The sequence below is a fragment of the Vibrio sp. MM46 genome (assembly GCF_027587135.1).
Classification (GTDB): domain Bacteria; phylum Pseudomonadota; class Gammaproteobacteria; order Enterobacterales; family Vibrionaceae; genus Vibrio; species Vibrio harveyi.
Genome location: NZ_JAPPTO010000016.1, coordinates 90,512 through 112,230 on the forward strand (window position 1 = coordinate 90,512; position 21,719 = coordinate 112,230).

Below are 21,719 nucleotides of genomic sequence, written 5' to 3' on the forward strand. Positions count from 1 at the left end.
TAATTAATAGGCTTATGTTTTCATATGGTTATGTAATGTATTGCCATGGTGACAAATGCCATTGTTGTGATGAAACACAGATAACATGTCTAAAGCGTATTGAATGTTCAAAATTTGATTGTTTATTGAGTTGATTGTTAGTTAAATCAGCATTGTGAGCTAATGCGCATCACATTTCGATAAACTAAAATAATTTATAAAGGTCTTTCGTAAAGACGTTAGGCAATGAGCGGGGGTCAGATGAGTACACAAACTGTGCCGCAGGAAGTAGTTGTTGATGCTGTCAAAGGTAGTGTTTACGCTTTAACCCCAGAAGGGAATGTTAGAGAAGTAAAAGTTGGGGATATTTTATTTCCTGATGAGGTGGTCATCACGGAAAATGGTGCTGCTCTGGAGGTTATTGCTGAGGGGGCACTTTATCTCGTTGATGAGAATTGTGTTGCTTGCATACCAACCTCAAGTCCTGAACAAGACTCTAGTGATGCGCTTGTCGTAGCGCCTGTTGATGGCAAGGTTAACGTTGACCCAACCGCAACTGGTGATGCTGAATTCGGTGAAGAAGATGTCGCTGCGATTCAACAAGCTATTTTAGAAGGCGCCGACCCAACGGCTATTCTTGAAGCTACTGCTGCTGGTCCAGGTGGTGGTGGCGGTGCGGGATCGGCAAATGCGGGTTTTGTCACCATTGAATACAATAACCCTGAAATTCTTGCTTCGACCTTTTTTGAAACCTCCGCTCCAACAACCGACACTGAAACTGATGAAGATTTGGATGGCATTAATGTCACCATCTTTGCTGATGGCGGTCAAACGCTGTCTTCTCAAGTAACAGAAGGCTCTATTTCTCTCTCTACTTACCCTCAAACTATTTCTTCAACTGTGGTGGTTGGCGCCGCTGATCTCGCACTTGATACAGACTCCTTTGTACCTGAGGCCGCATCTCTTGCATCTTTACTGGCAGAGTTAAACGCGGATATCACCTCCGGTGGTGTTGCCGTTTCATTTGTCTATGATGAAAACCAAAATGCGATCATCGGTACTCAAGGTAGTAACGAAGTTCTTCGTATTGAAATTGATGCAACGTCGTTAGGTTTAGATGCAGAACTTGAAGTCACCACGACAATTAGCCAAGGTATTGATCATTTACCTTCGATAGCGGATGGACAAGTCTCTATCGCTGGCGACCAAATTAGCATTGCATTTGACATTACGGGTGCAGATGTAGGTGGTAACAGTATTCTAGCTCCAGTGGATTTTACAACCACTGTGATTGATGGTGATAACCCAAGTTCGCAAGACATCGCGTTTGAAAATGTTGAGTCTTCTTCAGCACCTATTACAGGGAGCTTTGTCGATATTGGCAGTGATCAGCTATCTTCTGTCTCTTTTAACCAAGAAGGCTTGAGCCAGTTTAATGGTTTGCTTAGTGACAACCAAGCAACAGAAGCAACACTATCCGATGACGGCAGCACCATTATTTTATCTATCGCCGGTTCTAACGAAACGGTTTTATCGATAAGCCTCAACACAGATGGTACGTATCAATTCGAGCAGTTCAAACCGCTAGAGCAGAGTAATGCCGACGATACCATTGTGCTTTCCCTGCCTACCACCATTGTTGATTTTGACCAGGACATCACTGCTAATACGTTCAGCCTGACCATTTCTGATGGCAACAATCCAGTTATCGAAAACGTGACAGGGCTATCTTTAGACGAAGCGGGCGTAGATCAAGGCTCTCAAGAAGGGGCTGTGATTACCAGTGGTGTTGGATCTATTACGACTTCTGTTGGCAGTGACATTGTCGACCATTATGAATTAGAACCGAGCGAATTTAATAACTCTGGAGAGCTGCAATCTCAAGGGCAAGTTGTTCAACTGGAACAAACCTCCGAGAGCAATGGCGTTCGTACTTATGAAGGGTATATCGAACTGGGTGGTAATCGCATCACGGTCTTTGATGTGACGGTTGACTCTCCGGATCTTGGTGAATACCAGTTTAATCTATATGAGCAGTTGGATCACACTGGCAGTAATAATGATTCTCTAACGTTTTCTTTGCCAGTCTATGCAGTGGACGCCGACGGAGACCGCTCATCTATTACCGCTGGCTCGAATACACCTGAAGCTGCTCAGATTGTCATTCAAGTCCAAGATGACACACCTACGATTGATGATGTAGTTGCCTTGTCAGTTGATGAAGATGATTTAGCGTCAATTGGTTCAGATGGCTCCGAACCAATTTCAGTTGGTGGTAACTTCACGACGACACAAGGCTCCGACCGAGTGGTGAGCTACCAGCTTGATGGATCTGCGACGCCAGTTGATGGTTTGAAATCACAAGGTGTCGACGTCGTTCTGAACGAGACTGCCAACCCTGATGGCAGCTTCACGTATGAAGCGAGCGCTGGGACCAATGCGGTCTTTACGTTAACGGTCAACACCGATGGCAGTTATAACTTCACGCTACAAGGTCCAATTGACCACGCGCCAAACAGTGATGAATTGCTCCTCAATTTCCCAGTTATAGCGACAGATTTTGATGGCGATACCTCGACGGCAACGATTCCTGTCACGATTGTAGACGACAAGCCAACGATTACTGATGCCGGTGCCATCTCTGTCGATGAAGATGATTTAGCAAGTATTGGTTCAGACCAAAGTAATCCGGTTTCTATCGATGGCAACTTCACTACAACACAAGGTTCTGACCGAGTGGTGAGTTACCAGCTCGATAATTCTGCAACGCCAGTCGACGGTTTGAAATCACAAGGCGTTGATGTGACGTTAGCGGAAACAGCAAACCCAGATGGTAGTTTCACTTATGAAGCGACGGCGGGTGCAAATGCGGTCTTTACGCTGACGGTGAACACCGATGGTAGCTACAACTTCACGCTGCAAGGTCCAATCGACCATGCTTCGAGCAGTGATGAGCTGATCCTCAATTTCCCAATCATTGCGACAGACTTCGATGGCGATACCTCTACAGCAACAATTCCGGTTACCATCGTAGATGATCAGCCGACCATTGCCGACGTCGTTGCGCTTTCTGTCGATGAAGATGACCTAGCGAGTATCGGCTCAGACCAAAGCAGTCCAATTTCCATTGATGGCAATTTCACGACGACACAAGGTTCTGACCGAGTAGTAAGTTATCAATTAGATAGCGCTGCAACGCCAGTTGATGGTTTGAAGTCGCAAGGTGTTGACGTCACTCTGAATGAAATAGTAAACCCAGATGGTAGCTTTACGTATGAAGCGACAGCAGGTGCTAACGCGGTATTCACGCTTACCGTTAATACAGATGGCAGCTATAACTTTACGCTGCAAGGTCCAATCGATCATGCGCCAAACAGTGATGAGTTGATCCTCAACTTCCCAATCATTGCGACAGACTTTGACGGTGATAGTACAACGGCAACCATTCCAGTAACGATTGTGGATGACAAGCCGACGATTACTGATGTAGATGCGATCTCTGTCGATGAAGATGATTTAGCGAGTACCGGCTCAGACCAAAGCAATCCAGTTTCAATTGATGGTAACTTTACGACAACACAAGGTTCCGACCGAGTAGTAAGTTATCAATTAGATAGTGCTGCAACGCCAGTCGATGGTTTGAAGTCGCAAGGAGTCGACGTCAGTCTAAACGAAACGGCTAATCCAGACGGTAGCTTTACTTATGAAGCGACAGCTGGGGCAAATCCCGTATTCACTCTGACGGTGAACCCAGATGGCAGCTACAATTTTACGCTACAAGGTCCAATTGACCACGCGCCAAATAGCGATGAGTTGGTTCTCAATTTCCCAATTACGGCGACCGATTTTGATGGTGATACGTCAACCGTAAGCATTCCAGTGACTATCATCGATGATAAACCAATAATCACAGACGTAGATGCGATTTCTGTCGATGAAGATGACCTAGCAAGTATCGGCTCAGATGGCTCCGAACCAGTTTCAATTGATGGTAACTTCACGACGACACAAGGTTCCGACCGAGTGGTTAGCTACCAGCTTGATGGTTCTGCAACGCCAGTTGACGGTCTGAAATCGCAAGGTGTCGACGTGACATTGGTGGAAACTGCGAACCCAGATGGCAGCTTCACATACGAGGCGACAGCGGGTGCAAATGCAGTATTCACGCTTACCGTTAAAACCGATGGCAGTTATAACTTCACCCTGCAAGGTCCGATTGATCATGCTGCAAACAGCGATGAGTTGGTTCTCAATTTCCCAATTACGGCGACCGATTTTGATGGTGATACGTCAACCGTAAGCATCCCAGTCACGATTGTGGATGATAAGCCAACCATTACTGATGTTGATGCGATTTCTGTTGACGAAGATGACCTAGCAAGTATCGGCTCAGATGGCTCCGAACCAGTTTCAATTGATGGTAACTTCACGACGACACAAGGTTCCGACCGCGTGGTGAGCTACCAGCTTGATGGTTCTGCCACGCCAGTTGATGGTCTGAAATCGCAAGGTGTCGACGTCACGTTAGAGGAAACCGCGAATCCAGATGGTAGCTTCACTTATGAGGCTACAGCAGGGGCGAATGCGGTCTTTACGCTGACGGTGAACACCGATGGCAGCTATAACTTCACCCTGCAAGGTTCAATTGATCACGCGCCAAACGGTGATGAATTACTCCTTAACTTCCCAATCATTGCGACCGATTTTGATGGGGATACTTCTACCTTAAGCATCCCTGTCACGATTGTGGATGATAAGCCGACAATTACTGACGTTGATGCGCTTTCTGTTGACGAAGATGACTTAGTAAGTATTGGTTCAGATGGCTCCGAACCAGTTTCAATTGATGGTAACTTCACGACGACACAAGGTTCTGACCGAGTGGTGAGCTACCAGCTTGATGGTTCTGCCACGCCAGTTGATGGTCTGACATCGCAAGGTATCGATGTAACATTGGCGGAAACTGCAAACCCAGATGGTAGCTTTACTTATGAGGCAACTGCGGGTGCAAATGCAGTATTCACGCTTACCGTTAATACCAATGGCAGCTATAACTTCACATTGCAAGGTCCGATTGACCATGCTGCAAACAGTGATGAGTTGACTCTCAATTTTCCAATTATTGCGACCGATTTTGACGGCGATACCTCGACAGCCACGATTCCAGTTAGCATCGTAGATGACAAGCCAACCATTACTGATGCCGATGCGATCTCTGTTGACGAAGATGATTTAGCCAGTATTGGTTCAGATGGCTCCGAGCCAACTTCAATTGATGGTAACTTCACGACGACACAAGGTTCTGACCGCGTGGTGAGCTACCAGCTTGACGGTTCTGCAACACCTGTCGATGGTCTGAAATCGCAAGGTGTCGATGTAACATTGGCGGAAACCGCAAATCCTGATGGTAGTTTCACTTATGAAGCGACAGCGGGTGCAAATGCGGTATTCACGCTTACCGTTAATACCGATGGTAGCTATAACTTTACCTTGCAGGGACCAATCGATCATGCGCCAAACAGCGATGAATTGATCCTCAACTTCCCAATCATTGCGACAGACTTTGACGGTGATAGTACAACGGCAACGATTCCTGTCACGATTGTAGACGACAAGCCAACCATTACTGACTTAGATGCGATTTCTGTTGATGAAGATGATTTAGCGACGATTGGTTCAGATGGCACAGACCCAGTTTCAATTGATGGCAACTTCACGACGACGCAAGGCTCTGACCGGGTGGTGAGCTACCAGTTAGACGGTTCTGCAACTCCTGTCGATGGTCTGAAATCGCAAGGTGTCAATGTCACATTGGCGGAAACCGCAAATCCAGACGGTAGTTTCACTTATGAAGCGACAGCAGGCACTAACGCGGTCTTTACGCTGACGGTAAACACTGACGGTAGCTACAACTTCACCCTGCAAGGTCCAATTGATCACGCTCCAAACAGTGACGAGTTGATCCTCAACTTTCCAATCATAGCGACAGACTTTGACGGTGATACAACAATCGCGACTATCCCAGTTACGATTGTGGACGACAAGCCGGTCATTACTGATGTCGATGCGATTTCTGTTGATGAAGATGATTTAGCGCCGATCGGTTCAGATGGCTCTGCCCCGGTTTCAATTGACGGAAACTTCACTACCACACAGGGCTCAGACCGAGTAGTGAGCTACCAACTAGAAAGCTCTGCAACACCAGTTGATGGTTTGAAGTCGCAAGGTGTTGACGTCACTCTGAATGAAACTGCAAACCCAGATGGTAGCTTTACTTATGAGGCAACAGCGGGTGCTAACTCGGTGTTTACGTTAACGGTCAATACCGATGGCAGCTACAACTTTACGCTGCAAGGTCCGATCGACCATGCACCAAACAGTGATGAGTTGATCCTTAATTTCCCAATTACAGCAACAGATTTTGATGGGGATACGTCAACAGTCAGCATCCCAGTCACGATTGTTGATGATAAGCCAACCATTACTGATGTTGATGCGATTTCTGTCGATGAAGATGATTTAGCGAGTATTGGCTCGGACCAAAGCAATCCGGTTTCCATTAATGGTAACTTTACGACGACGCAAGGTTCAGACCGAGTAGTGAGCTACCAGTTAGATAGCTCTGCAACACCAGTTGATGGTTTGAAATCGCAAGGTGTCGACGTCGTTCTGAATGAAACGGCAAACCCAGACGGTAGCTTTACTTATGAAGCGACAGCTGGAGCAAATCCCGTATTCACTCTGACGGTGAACCCAGATGGCAGCTACAATTTTACGCTGCAAGGTCCGATCGACCATGCATCAAACAGTGATGAGTTGGTTCTTAACTTCCCAATTACAGCAACAGATTTTGATGGGGATACGTCAACAGTCAGCATCCCAGTTACCATCGTTGATGATAAGCCAACCATCACCGATGTTGACGCAATCAGCGTGGACGAGGACGATTTAGCGGCTATTGGCTCAGACCAAAGCAATCCGGTTTCCATTGATGGTAACTTTACGACGACACAAGGCTCTGACCGAGTGGTGAGCTACCAACTAGATAGCTCTGCAACACCAGTTGGTGGCTTGAAATCGCAAGGTGTCGACGTCGTTCTGAATGAAACGGCAAACCCAGATGGTAGCTTCACTTATGAAGCGACAGCAGGCGCAAATGCAGTCTTTACGCTGAAGGTTAACACCGATGGCAGCTACAATTTCACGCTGCAAGGCCCAATCGATCACGCTCCAAACAGCGATGAGTTGATCCTTAATTTCCCGATTATTGCGACCGATTTTGACAGCGATATAACAACGGCAACGATTCCTGTCACGATTGTGGACGACAAGCCGGTCATTACTGATGTCGATGCGATTTCTGTCGATGAAGACGATTTGGCGAGCGTTGGTTCGGATGGTTCAGATCCAATTTCAATCAATGGTAACTTTACGACGACGCAGGGCTCTGACCGAGTGGTGAGCTATCAGCTTGAGGGCGCTGCAACGCCAGTCGATGGTTTGAAGTCGCAAGGAGTCGACGTTAGTCTAAACGAAACGGCTAACCCAGACGGTAGCTTCACTTATGAAGCGACAGCAGGGGCAAATCCCGTATTCACTCTGACGGTGAACCCAGATGGCAGCTATAACTTCACGTTACAAGGTCCGATTGACCATGCTGCAAACAGTGATGAGTTGATCCTCAATTTCCCAATTATCGCGACCGATTTTGATGGTGATAGCACAACGGCAACGATTCCGGTTACGATTGTTGACGACAAGCCAACGATTGCTGATGTAGACGCAATCAGCGTGGATGAGGACGATTTAGCGACTATCGGTTCAGACCAAAGTAATCCGGTTTCCATTGATGGTAACTTCACGACGACGCAAGGTTCAGATCGCGTGGTGAGTTACCAACTAGACAGCTCTGCAACACCAGTTGATGGTTTGAAATCACAAGGTGTCGACGTTGTTCTGAACGAGACTGCAAACCCTGATGGTAGCTTCACGTATGAAGCGACCGCTGGGAGCAATGCGGTCTTTACGTTAACGGTCAACACCGATGGCAGCTATAACTTCACGCTACAAGGCCCAATTGACCACGCGCCAAACAGTGATGAATTGATCCTCAATTTCCCAATCATCGCTACTGATTTTGACGGTGATAGCACAACGGCAACCATTCCAGTCACGATTGTGGATGATAAGCCAACCATTACTGACGTTGACGCAATCAGCGTGGACGAGGACGATTTAGCGACTATCGGTTCAGACCAAAGTAATCCGGTTTCCATTGGTGGTAACTTTACGACGACGCAAGGCTCAGACCGAGTGGTGAGCTATCAGCTTGATGGCTCTGCAACGCCAGTTGATGGTTTGAAATCGCAAGGTGTCGACGTGACACTAGCGGAAACCGCAAACCCAGATGGCAGCTTTACGTATGAAGCGACAGCAGGGACCAGTGCGGTCTTTAGGCTGACGGTAAACCCAGATGGTAGCTACAATTTTACGCTGCAAGGTCCAATCGACCATGCGCCAAACAGCGATGAGCTGATCCTTAACTTCCCAATCATTGCGACCGATTTTGATGGTGATACGTCAACGGTAAGTATCCCAGTCACCATCGTCGATGATAAGCCAACCATCACTGATGTTGATGCGATCAGTGTGGACGAGGACGATTTAGCGAGTATTGGCTCAGACCAAAGTAATCCGGTTTCTATTGATGGCAACTTTACGACGACGCAAGGCTCAGACCGAGTAGTGAGTTACCAACTAGACAGCTCTGCAACACCGGTTGATGGTCTGAAATCGCAAGGTGTCGACGTGACACTAGCGGAAACTGCAAACCCAGATGGCAGCTTTACCTATGAGGCGACAGCAGGCGCTAACGCGGTATTCACGCTTACCGTTAATACTGATGGCAGCTATAACTTTACGCTGCAAGGTCCAATCGACCATGCGCCAAACAGTGATGAGTTGCTCCTCAATTTCCCAATCATTGCGACCGATTTTGATGGTGATACGTCAACGGTAAGTATCCCAGTCACCATCGTCGATGATAAGCCAACCATCACTGACGTAGATGCGATTTCGGTGGATGAAGACGATTTGGCGAGCATTGGCTCGGATGGTTCAGACCCAATTTCAATTGGTGGCAACTTCACGACGACGCAAGGCTCAGACGGTGTGGTGAGCTATCAGCTTGATGGCTCTGCAACACCAGTTGATGGTTTAAAATCGCAAGGTGTCGACGTGACACTAGCGGAAACTGCAAACCCAGATGGCAGCTTTACCTATGAAGCGACAGCCGGTGCTAACGCGGTATTCACGCTTACCGTTAATACCGACGGCAGCTATAACTTTACGCTGCAAGGTCCAATCGACCATGCACCAAACAGCGATGAGTTGCTCCTCAATTTCCCAATCATTGCGACCGATTTTGATGGTGATACGTCAACGGTAAGTATCCCAGTCACCATCGTCGATGATAAGCCAACCATCACTGACGTAGATACGATTTCTGTCGATGAAGACGATTTGGCGAGTGTTGGTTCGGATGGTTCAGACCCAATTTCAATCAATGGTAACTTTACGACGACGCAAGGCTCAGATGGTGTGGTGAGCTATCAATTAGATGGTTCTGCAAACCCTGTCGCTGGACTGAAATCGCAAGGTGTCGACGTGACACTAGCGGAAACAGCAAACCCAGATGGTAGCTTTACGTATGAAGCGACAGCAGGCGCTAACGCGGTATTTACGCTTACCGTTAATGCTGACGGCAGCTATAACTTTACGTTGCAGGGACCGATTGACCATGCGCCAAACAGTGATGAGTTGATCCTCAATTTCCCAATCATTGCGACAGATTTTGATGGCGATACTTCGACAGCAACGATCCCTGTTACGATTGTGGACGACAAACCCAACATTACTGATGTAGATGCAATCAGTGTGGACGAAGATGACCTAGCGAGTATCGGTTCCGACCAAAGTAATCCGGTTTCCATTGATGGCAACTTTACGACGACTCAAGGCTCAGATGGTGTGGTGAGCTATCAACTAGATGGTTCTGCAACCCCTGTCGCTGGACTGAAATCGCAAGGTGTTGACGTTACTCTCAATGAAACCGCTAACCCTGATGGCAGCTTCACTTATGTGGCGACAGCTGGGGTGAATGCAGTATTTACGCTAACGGTTAATACTGATGGCAGCTATAACTTCACGTTGCAAGGTCCGATTGACCATACGCCGAATAGTGATGAATTGATCCTCAATTTCCCAATCGTCGCTACGGATTTTGACGGCGATACTTCAACGGCAACCATTCCTGTTACGATTGTGGACGACAAGCCAACCGTTACTGATGTTGATGCACTCACTGTCGATGAAGATGACATCACAACCATTGGTTCTGACCAAAACGACGACGCCTTTATGTCAGGCATGTTCACGACCACAGAAGGTTCTGACGGCGTAGTGAAGTATCAATTAGATACGACGGCAGATCCGGTTGCAGGGCTGAAATCTCAAGGTAATGACGTAACACTTGCTGAGACCGCTAATCTTGATGGCAGTTATACCTACACAGCCACGGCTAATGGTAGTGCTGTATTTGAATTAGTTGTTAAGCCTGACGGTAGCTATACGTTCACCTTGCAAGGTCCACTTGACCATGCGACCAACAGTGATAGTTTGCAGATTGACTTCCCGATCATTGCGACCGACTTTGATGGTGATACATCATCTGAAACGCTTCCTGTCACGATTGTGGACGATAAACCGATACTTGGCGGTATTATTGATACCAGCACGCAAACAGTGGATGAAGATGACATTCCAACGATAGGATCTGATGGTGCTCAATCGAATAGCATTACGGGTAACTTTATCGCGAATGATGGTTCTGACAGTATCGTTGAGTATGAGGTGTCCGATCTAAATTCTCCAGTTCAAGGTTTACAGTCTGGAGGGCAAGACCTAGTGATGGTTGAAGTCTCTAATTCAGGCGGTGTTTCTGTTTATGAAGCGCGTATTGATGGGACCACGACACCAATTTTCCGCGTTACGCTTGATGCATCGGATGACAGCTATCAGTTTGATTTGCTTGGTGCGCTAGACCATCCTGATGCGGACGGAGAAAACCAGCTCGTCATCAATTTACCTATCCAAGCGACCGACTTTGATGGTGATGTTTCTAATACGCAATTGCTACCGATTACGGTTGTCGATGATGTTCCAATCATTGATGGCGTAGTGGCTGGCAGCGAGCAGATCGTGGATGAAGATGACTTGCCGGCAGGCACTGACGCGGCAAGTGCCGAAGATACTGTCATCACAGGCACGCTGGATATCAATGAAGGCGCAGATCAAGTTGCCTCTATCCAGCTTAGCGATTTGACCACGCCGGTTGCATCATTAATGTCTGATGGTCAGCCTATCTCTCTTGTGTTGAGTTCAAGTCTCAATGGGGTCAATGTTTACCAAGGCATTGCTGGTAACCCAGCAGAGGTGGTATTTGAGCTGACGTTAGATGCGACAGATAACTCTTATGAGTTTGACCTACAAAAACCACTTGATCATCCAGATGGTAATCAGCAAAACACCATTGTTATTGACCTTCCTGTTACAGCGACAGACAACGATGGCGATACGTCACCAGTGTTTACGTTGCCGATTTCGGTAGTGGATGATGTTCCAGTCGTTACGCAAATTGATAGCTTGCAAGTTGACGAAGATGACCTTCCTTTGGGTTCAGATTCGCCGAAAGAGCCTTTGACCGTATCCGGTGAGTTTGAAGTAACCAGTGCCGATGGTATTGATTCGTTTGTTTTGGATCTGAGCACAAATCCAGTTCCAAACCTGAAATCGGGTGGGGAGGATGTCACCATTTCACCGGATGCAAGCGCGTCAACGGCAGATGCACTTGTCTACATTGGCCAAACTGCGAATGGAGTAACGGTCTTTACCTTAACACTCCACCAAGATGGTAAATACGACTTCGAACTGTCTGGTCAACTTGATCATGCGGTTAACTCAGACCAAATATTATTGAATCTTCCTGTTCATATTACAGATGGCGATAACGATACGATTACAGCAACGTTGCCTGTTACCATTGTGGATGATAAGCCAACGATTGATGCCATTCGTCCTGGTAGCATCTTGTCAGTGGATGAAGATGACATCCCAAGTGAAGGTTCAGATACCACGCCTGAATCCAATGTTATTGGCGGTAACTTCGATGTTACTGACGGCGCTGACTCTATCGTGAGTTTCCAATTAGATAGCTTAACATCGCCTGTTTCAGGACTAAAATCAGGAGGTCAATCCCTTGAGTTGGTTGAATTCTCTAATGCTAACGGTGTCGTTGAGTATCGTGCTTACGTCCAAGGGACAACCGACACAGTATTTAAACTAACGCTTAATGGCTCTGCAGACAGTTATGAATTCGAGTTATTGGGGGCTTTGGACCATCCATCAGGCAGCGACCAAAACTCGCTAGTGATTAACTTCCCTGTTAATGCGACCGATTTTGATGGTGATGTCTCAAACAACATTACCTTACCAATCACCGTTGTGGATGATGTCCCGGCGATTATCAAAGTCGCGGACACAAGCGAACAAACAGTGGATGAAGATGATTTGCCAGGAGGCTCGGATACCACTAGTGGTGATTCTCGCGTACTTGATGGTGGTTTTGACGTTGTCGACGGTGCGGATGAGATTGTTAGTTATCAAATCTCAGATCTTGATGCGGTGGTATCTGGACTAACTTCGAACGGTTTAGATCTTGAGCTGAAGCCATTGCCTTCTGCCGGTGGTGTGACAGGTTATGAAGCCGTCATTGCGGGAACTTCAACGCAAATCTTCACGCTGACACTCGATGCGAATAACGACAGTTATCAATTTGAGTTATTGGGTCCGCTCGATCATGCGGTGGTTCAAGGTGAGAACACGCTAACGATCGATATTCCAATCACGGTCACCGATTATGACGGTGATACGTCTGCTTCACTTAATCTACCGATCACCATAGTGGATGACATTCCAGAAATTAAATCGGCGGATGCGCTTGCCGTGGATGAAGACGACTTAACCAATGGCTCTCAAGCAACGGGTAAAGATAGCTTAGAAGCAACTGGCAATTTTGATACGGTTGAGGGGGCAGATACGGTTGTTTCTTATCAGCTTGATCTGACTTCGAATCCTATTCCTGGTGTCACTTCGGGTGGGTTAGCGGTGACTCTGGTACAAACTGGGGTAAGCAATAATAACTACACCTATCAAGGACAAACGCCAAATGGCAGCTCCGTGTTCACCTTGGTACTCAATGCAGACGGCTCTTACAAGTTTACGCTTGAAGGTGTCCTTGACCATTCTGTGCAGGGTGAAGACACTTTAATCCTCGACCTGCCTGTCTTTGCTACAGACGTGGATGGAGATACTGCGGGCATTAATTTACCTGTAACCATAACCGATGACGTCCCAACGTTATATGACGCATCGATTTCACGTGTTGAAGGTCAAAGTGGACGCACGGTTCGCTTGTTTAGAGACCCAGTAGAAGGCGACGATGATCTTGGCGCAGATGGTGCGCAAATTACCTCTTTCTCAGCGGACAATTCCGGAATTTACTTCAAGCAGAATGGTGTTGACTCCAGCTCAGTTGACCTCAATGGTAGTAATCAAACCGTCTCAGTCCATAAAGTATTAGATGGTGTCGATGCCGAAATCGGTGTTTTGATTGTTCGCACTAATGGTCGTGTGACATTCCGCCCTAACGACGACTTAGATCATACCGAAACAGATTCTATTGATTTCACTGTCAACGTTGTTGCTACCGATGGTGATGGTGATACAAGTGATGCAGATGTAGATATTTCGGTAAGAGATAGAAATGCTGAAATTAAAACATCGACAGTAACCGCGTTTGAGGACCAAGGGCGCGGTGGTGTTGTCGCTGGTGTTGATTCAGCGAATACACAAGACAACCTGTCAACGTTAGATATCACTCCTGCAAAAGTGGACCTCGTTATTGATCTGCATGATATCGATCGTAATGAGAGTTTAGGCGATATCATTATTCGTGACGCGAACAGTTACGAAGGTACTTTCTTCTACCTAGATAGTGCTACTGGTAGCTATGTGGCGCTAACGACTAGCGGTAACAATGTTATTTTGGATGGTGCGAATGTCGAGCAGTCGTTCAACGGCGAACTTGTGTCACTCGATAATCTATATTTCGTTCCTGACCGCCATGCTTCAACAGATGCAGCAGGTGTTGACCCTCGTATTCGTATTGAAATCCTCAACAACGGCGTAAGAGATCACTTTGTTGATGGTCGTTTAGATATTGAGGTGGATGCTGTTGCGGATATTGCTACGTGGAAAGGGACCAGTGACTTTGCGTATACGGTTGATGAGGATGCTAACAACGTCTCATTAAACATTGAAGCTGAAACGCAAGATAACAGTAATCCGGAAGCAATAGCCTATGAGCTTGTATTTACTGAAGGTGGTGCTAGCGCAACACTTGTGTACTCAGATGGTTCCGCTATCCCAGAAGTGGGTGGTAAATATCTTGTTGACGCAAACCGAATTGGTGAAGTCCAGGTTGATCCTGCAGATAACTTCTCCGGTCAGATTAAAATCGATGTGACAGCGATTACGACGGAAGGGAATAACCCGCTTGCTGGTAAAGATACCGCTCGCTCTGTGACAGAAGAAATTGTGATTGACGTGAATCCGGTTGCTGATGCCGGTAGTTTTACTGTTAACCGCATTAATATTTTTGAGGACAACGCGAGAACGCAAGACACCGTAGACCCAGTGACAGATCATGATCCACTTCAACTCAGTGAAGTGATTAAGATGACGCCTTCTGCAGATATAGATGGCTCGGAAGAGCTGTTTGTGCGCATCGATAACTTCTCAATTGATGGTGTCACCTTAGTGTGGCTTGATAGCGGTAACCCAAGCCAAATCAACGTTGTTACTGACTCTGGTGGCAATGTTCTGTATTACGAAATTCCAGAAGCGAATCTAGCGGATGTTGAGGTGCTTCCTCCAATTCACAGCAACGAAGACTTCACTTTCGATGTCGAAGGTATTGTGAAAGACAACGCATCACTTTCTTCTGGCGCCGCGCAGGATATCCGCTCATTAGGTACCCAGTCAGTGATCGTTTCAGTCAAAGGTGTTGCTGATATCCCGGACATTGAGCTGAACGATAAAACTGGGGTTTGGAGTGTTTTTGATGATGGTAACGTTCGTGGTATCGAAGCTACCATTGACGAAAATGGTCAAGTCGATCTTGCATTTAGCGTGGTTTCCGGAGAACTGAAGGATAACCCTGCAGACAGCTCAGAAACCATTACGGTTCTTCTGTCGAACATTCCTGACGGTGTTGAACTGTTTGATAGTGATGGCTCATCCATCGATTTGACGTTTGTTGGATACGATGGTGCTGGTGAACCGATTTACGAAGCGAACATTACGGACGCAAATGTGAATTCAGGTATTGTGATTCGACCTGAAACCTCATCTACGGAAAATATCACGATCACGGCGACCACTATCGTGACAGAAAACGATGGTCATACTCGCTCTGTGGCGGGTGAGATCCGCGTTAAAGTGGCACCAGTTATTGATGCTCAAGACAACTATGTGGTGAGCTCTGAAGGTAATGAAGATACTCGCATCAATATCGATTGGGAGCCAACTGCAACACAAAGTCCGGATGCGGACGAATTCTTTGCCGAGCTAACCATCAGTGGCTTCCCGAATGGCAGCACCGTATATGTTGGTGGTGTTGCTCAAACGGTAACAGGTGGCAGCATCACGTTGACGCCGGGAACCAATGAGTCAGAGCAAGATTTCTCGGCGCGAATAACCCAAGACGGATACATTCAGGTGCAATTGGAGCAAGACTCTAGTCTAGACTTTGATTTGAGCACGCAAGTGACGGTGAAGGAAATTGATGCTGAATACGTAGATTCGGGTAATCCGGGCGAGGGCATAGCATCAACGGTCATCAATGGTACGGTCAAGGTTCAAGTTAACCCAGTGGTTGAGCCAGAAGATTTAACCGGTCCAGTTTCAGGTCAAACACGTCTTCTTGTTGAAGGTACAGGCGGTGTTACTGACACGGTACAGTCCGATACTCAGGGACGAATTGATTTCACTATTAATACTGCGACCGGTGGTTCTGCTGATGCAAATATTATCAAGTATCAGGAGTTCGATAACTCTTCAGATGAAGTGGTCACCCAACTTGTGGTGCAGTTTAGTAATACTTCTCCAGAGATCTTGAATCAATTAGTTATTATTGGTGCTTCTAACGAAGGCGGTGGTCGTTGGACTATTACCGATGAAGAGAACTTCTCAATCATTGCGCCTGCTGGTTTAGATTTGACGCCAAACGACAACACGGATGACGGAGCAAACGGTGGAATCTCTTCGATTGGCCTTGCCATCTATGCTCAAGTTAACGATTTAGGTGAGGATGCGTCAGAAGTCGACGCAACCGTCACGCGACAAACCGATATCACACTGGAGTTCCCAACTGATATCACGCCTCAAACTAGTGTAGCGGCTGATATAGAGCTTGATAACACGGTCCAAATTGATGGTAGTGAAGACAATGTCATTGATTTAGGTGTTCAGTTGGCATCGAAAGTCAGCACCCTAAATGGCGACACAGTAGAAGACGTGCTGACGTTAGTGATAGACCCAACATCTCCAAGTGTACCGCCAGGTCTTGTTATTGGTGGTACCGATGTCGACTTTGTTAATGGCAAATATGTGTTCCAAGCGACGGTTGATGCAAGTGGAAATATCACTGGTTTGGACGGTCTCACTCTACGTGTGGCAGAAGACTGGGCGGGAGACTTTACCCTACCAGTACTATTTGTAACGACTGACACGCAGTCCGGTGACGAAAACTCAACGCTTGAGTCACTTCCTGTTCAGATCCTACCCGTTGCAGACGTACCAGGGGCCTCTGTTGATCAACCTCTTGATAGCGACGTCACTCCTGATGTGACGGTCGACATCACTGGCACACTTGGCCTTGATGCTAACAAACAACCGGTTAATGACCTCAATAGCGATGTTCCAACGAACGATGGTGTTGGCTACGAAGATGGCTTGATTCAGTTGAATTTGAACGTTGATTTTGCTGACGACCGTAACAACCTTCAAGCAGGACAAGAAACGCTCACTAACGTGAAGCTTACGGTTGCCGATACAACACTGGGTGAGTTTGTTGATGCAAATGGCAATCCACTTGGTACAAGCATTGAGTTTAATGCTGCTGAGATTGCGGCAGGTGCACTTGATGAGGTGTTGTTTAAACCGAAAGAAAACTACCCTGTCGGTGGTGGTCAAAATACGGTTCAAATCAATATTGAAGGCGAGATCACCGATACTGCAGTTATTGACCAGACTACATTGGCAAACCCGGGTGATGATACGGACGTACGCAACTTCACCGACAGTGTGTCATTTGAAATCACTCCTGTTGTGGATGACATCACTATTAGCGGTGCCGATCCAACTCAGCCTATAGTGGTGACGGGCGATGAAGATACGTTGATTTCCTTAGCGCAATCAGGCTCTGGTGTGTCAGTGAGCCTGAATGACAATGATGGTTCGGAACAGTTTGTATCGCTGAAACTGACGGGTTTACCGACTGACTTTATCGTCACTTCAAATTCTCCTGATTACACCGTGAAGAACAATGGCGGCGGAGAGTGGAGTATTCAGTTGAAAGACTTGACGCAAACGTCAGTTGATCTCAGCGCTATTCAAATTCAACCGCCGAAAAACTTCAGTGGTGAAGCGGAGATCGGAATTACAGTCTTTACGCAGGAAGAATTACTTAAAGTTCCTACTGAACATACTGGTAATTTCAAAGTTGTGATTGACCCAATTGGTGATGATGTCGACGTTAACCCAGATACGCTTGTGTCAGGTAACGAAGGCGAAGACATCGATATCAACATAAATGCTCTAGTGGTCGACAATAAAGAGTCGATTGGTGATGGTGCAACGTATCAAGAAAATGACCCAGAAACACTTCGCGTCGAAATTTCAAACGTGCCAGATGGTGCAACCATTGCACTGGCAGATGGTACTCAGTTTGTGAACCAAGGCAGTGGTGTATTCGTCCTAGAAATCGATGCACAAGATTTGGATAAAGTGGTCTTCAATTCGGGTGATCGTAACGATAACTCTTGGAATGGTACGCTTGAGTTTAAAGTTCAAGCCGTGGATACCGGTCTAGATGGAAGCCAAAGCTTAGGCACTCCACAGCAATTTGATGTGAATGTTGAGGTTGAGGCGATTAACGACCGTCCTGAATTCGTTAATACCGTAGATGTTGAAACGCCGGAAGACACACCATTACTCCTTGATGGCTTTAGTGTTTCGGATGTTGATGCCGTTTTGGATGATCCGAGTGCTGAGTACGTATTGGATGTGACGGCCGATAGCGGAACATTGGTTCTGGACCCTGCTCTTGTCACTACTTACAACTTAACCGTGCAAGGTGATGGCTCTGATACTCTTGAATTGAAAGGGACAGTGGCTGATCTCAACAATGCTATTGCCAATGGTTTGATAGAGTTCAACCCTGATTTGAACTTCTTTGGTGACGTTACCGTTGGCGTTACTGTCGATGACCAAGGTAACGAAGGTCTAGTGATCAGTGGCGTCGATGACACACTCAATACCAACAGCACTAGCTTTAATATCGAAGTGACTGAGGTCAATGATACACCAGAGACAACACCAGTTACCTTGCCGGATATCGAAGAAGACAGTGGCGTATTCTCTATTTCTGAAGCAGACCTAATTGCGAACGCGACGGATATTGAAAACGACAACCTCACAGTAAGTAATGTGCAGGTGACGGATCCAAACGCTGGTAGCGTGAATTTTAACAATGTGACGGGAGAGTGGGAGTTCACGCCAGCGTCGGATTATAACGGTCCAGTCGAGCTCACCTACACGATAACAGATGATGGTACGACAGACGGCGCATTGGATCCTAAGTCGGTAAATGGCACCGCTTCATTCAATGTAACGGAAGTGAATGATGCACCAACCACATCACAAGTTGCGCTCTCTGACATAGCTGAAGACAGTTCGGCGGTCGAAATTACTCAAGCCGATCTGCTCGTTAACGCATCTGACATTGAAAACGACACCTTGACTGTAAGTAACGTGCAATTGGTTGATCCAAGTAGTGGTTCACTCACCTTTGATAGCATTGCGGGTACATGGTCTTTTACACCAGCGCCAGGTTACAACGGCACAGTAAATCTGACTTACGACATTACCGATGATGGTACAACCAATGGCGCCTCGGACCCACAGACTGCGTCAGGAACAGCAACCTTTGAGGTGACGAAAGTCAATGATGCACCAGTGACTTCTGAAGTGACGCTGAGCAGTGCGGAAGAAGATGGCGGTACCGTGACAATTACGGCGACAGAATTGTTAAGTAATGCCACGGATCCTGAATCGGACAACCTGACCATTAGTAACCTTGCTCTCGCTAATCCTACTGACGGCGTTTTAACTCAAGTGAGCGCAACGGAATGGACGTTTGAACCTGCTTCAAACTTCTTCGGAGATGTGAATTTTACCTACGAAATCACCGACGATGGTACGACCAATGGTTCACCAGACCCAATTACGGTCGCTGGCACAGCAGTGATTAATGTTGAAGCTACCAATGATGCACCACAAATTATGGCAACATCGGTTACGGATACCATTAATGAAGCAGATGGGCAGAAAATCACAGGTATCAGTGTCAGTGATATCGATTTTACAGGTGCACAAGCGAACGAAATTATGACAGTAACACTCAGCTTGACCGAAGGCGATGTTCGTGTTGAGCCACCTGCGGGCAGTGGTGTCACTGTTGGAAATGGGATGGCGGGTGAAGTTATTCTTATGGGGACGCCTGACAATATTAGTGCCGTTCTTGGGGCAACGGATGCTGCTGAAGGTGTATTTGTGGATGCAGGAGACGTTAACGCGGCTTCTATCTCGTTGTCTGTCAAAGTCGAAGATAATGGCGTCTACTTTGAGAATACAGCGGGCATGGCGCTAGAGGCAAACCAGAACTTTGCTATCAACGTGACACCGGTAGCTGACGCTCCGACATTAGGTATTGACCCTCAGTTTAACTACATTCGTCAAATTGCGGCGAGCCAAACGGCGAGTGCTCAAGGTTTAGCCATTGTCGGTATCATGGCGGCACTGACGGATATTGATGAAGTGCTATCTCTTGAATTAACCGGCGTACCCGCGAGTGCGAACGTGACCAGTGGTATTGCGCCGTCAAACATTACGTTTGATGGCACAACATGGACGGTTCCAAGTGATGAGATTGATACACTGCAAATTGTCGCAACGGATACAAACAACGGTATTGATGTGGGTAGTTACGATATCTCCGTAACGGCGGTATCAACCGAATCTAATGGCGATGAAGCGCAATCATCACCCGTTCAAATTAGTTTAGATGTTAGCAGCGATGGAGACGACATTGATCAATCGAGCGCATCGGATGACAGTTACCTCGCTGGTGGCGATACGGGCATTAGCTTAACTGGTGGTGACGGTGACGACCTGATCGTTGGTGGTGATGGTGATGACGTCCTTATCGGCGGTTTGGGTTCCGATATCCTCACTGGTGGTGATGGTAGTGATATCTTTAAATGGACAATCGATTCTGTAGATGAGGGGGCGATTGATACCATTACGGACTTCACCCTTAACGAAGACAGTATCGACCTACGCGAAGTAATTTCTGACCTAAGTAGCCCAATGATCGATATGGATGATTTGTTGAGTCATATCTCTGCAGACTACGATGCGTCAACAGAGGCTGTGTCATTGAACATCACGACCGATGCCAATGTTCATCAAACTATCGTGGTTGAACATCTAGGTGATTCAATTGATTTCAATGGGTTAACCTCTAATGAAATTGTTGAGTCATTGTTGAATAATAACGTTCTTGCCAATGGTTAAACGAGTGTAAAAGCAAAAGCGCGATAGCTCATAGAGTTATCGCGCTTTTTTGTGTTCAGTTTGTTGCTGTTCGACCGCTGACTGCTGGTAGATTACCGTTGCTCGCAGGTATTAATTAGGAGTGGCTTAAACGTGGATATCGAGTAAGCTGCCGATGACTTCGTTGTTTTTATCAACAACGGAAGCACCAATGCGATTGTAGGTTGAGGCTTGGGTGAGATTTACCAAGGGTTCGATTGGGTTAGAAGGCAAATCAGAAGCCTTATTGAACTCAAGTTCGTTGCCTTTTACTAAATCGACTTTATTGAAGGCGAGATCATTTTCTTTTATGAAGTCTTGCTGAATTTCATGCGCAGCACCTTCAGCCATCTTATGCGATAGCTGAATCATATTATATCCGGACTGTATTCCTGATACTGGCATGGTTACTCTCTCACTTTTTATGCTTTTGTTAGCATAGGAAGTGTTGATAATTCGTGCAAGTGCTTTATTTGAACTGTTTGATTACGCAAACAGTTTTGAAAGCATATCACGCTCTTCCGAAGAAAGAAGCGGACTCTCTTTTTTATTAAGGGATAGATTAATTTCACCTTGAAGTGACTTTAACTGAGAAGCCGTCAGTTCATTAATCTTCTTTCTTAATTCATAAAATTCTTGAGTAGTCATCGTGACCTCCCCACATTTCTTGGGTTTCTCCTTCATCA

Annotated in this window: 3 protein-coding genes; 1 reads left to right on the top strand and 2 read right to left on the bottom strand. The window is 46.6% G+C overall.

Going from position 1 to position 21,719, the window contains the following annotated elements; genetic code table 11:
* Positions 1 to 240: 240 nt before the first annotated feature.
* Positions 241 to 21,015 carry a retention module-containing protein gene (locus OH459_RS18135; protein WP_269987932.1) on the top strand — a complete coding sequence of 6,925 codons (20,775 nt, stop codon included), beginning with the start codon at positions 241 to 243 and terminating at the stop codon, positions 21,013 to 21,015.
* A gap of 126 nt (positions 21,016 to 21,141) precedes the next feature.
* On the opposite strand, the gene OH459_RS18140 is transcribed toward OH459_RS18135, so the two are convergent.
* On the bottom strand, positions 21,142 to 21,405 hold the full coding sequence (locus tag OH459_RS18140; RefSeq protein WP_005447226.1) for a hypothetical protein: 264 nt from the start codon (positions 21,403 to 21,405) through the stop codon (positions 21,142 to 21,144).
* Positions 21,406 to 21,519: 114 nt separating this feature from the next.
* Complete coding sequence (locus OH459_RS18145; RefSeq protein ID WP_009697258.1) at positions 21,520 to 21,681, bottom strand: hypothetical protein; 162 nt, start codon at positions 21,679 to 21,681, stop codon at positions 21,520 to 21,522.
* Positions 21,682 to 21,719 lie beyond the last annotated feature (38 nt).

Bases quoted from the DNA above. Each gene is read 5' to 3' on its own strand.
- OH459_RS18140 (WP_005447226.1), bottom strand. From the start codon at position 21,405: ATGATTCAGCTATCGCATAAGATGGCTGAAGGTGCTGCGCATGAAATT.
- OH459_RS18145 (WP_009697258.1), bottom strand. From the start codon at position 21,681: ATGACTACTCAAGAATTTTATGAATTAAGAAAGAAGATTAATGAACTG.
- OH459_RS18135 (WP_269987932.1), top strand. From the start codon at position 241: ATGAGTACACAAACTGTGCCGCAGGAAGTAGTTGTTGATGCTGTCAAA.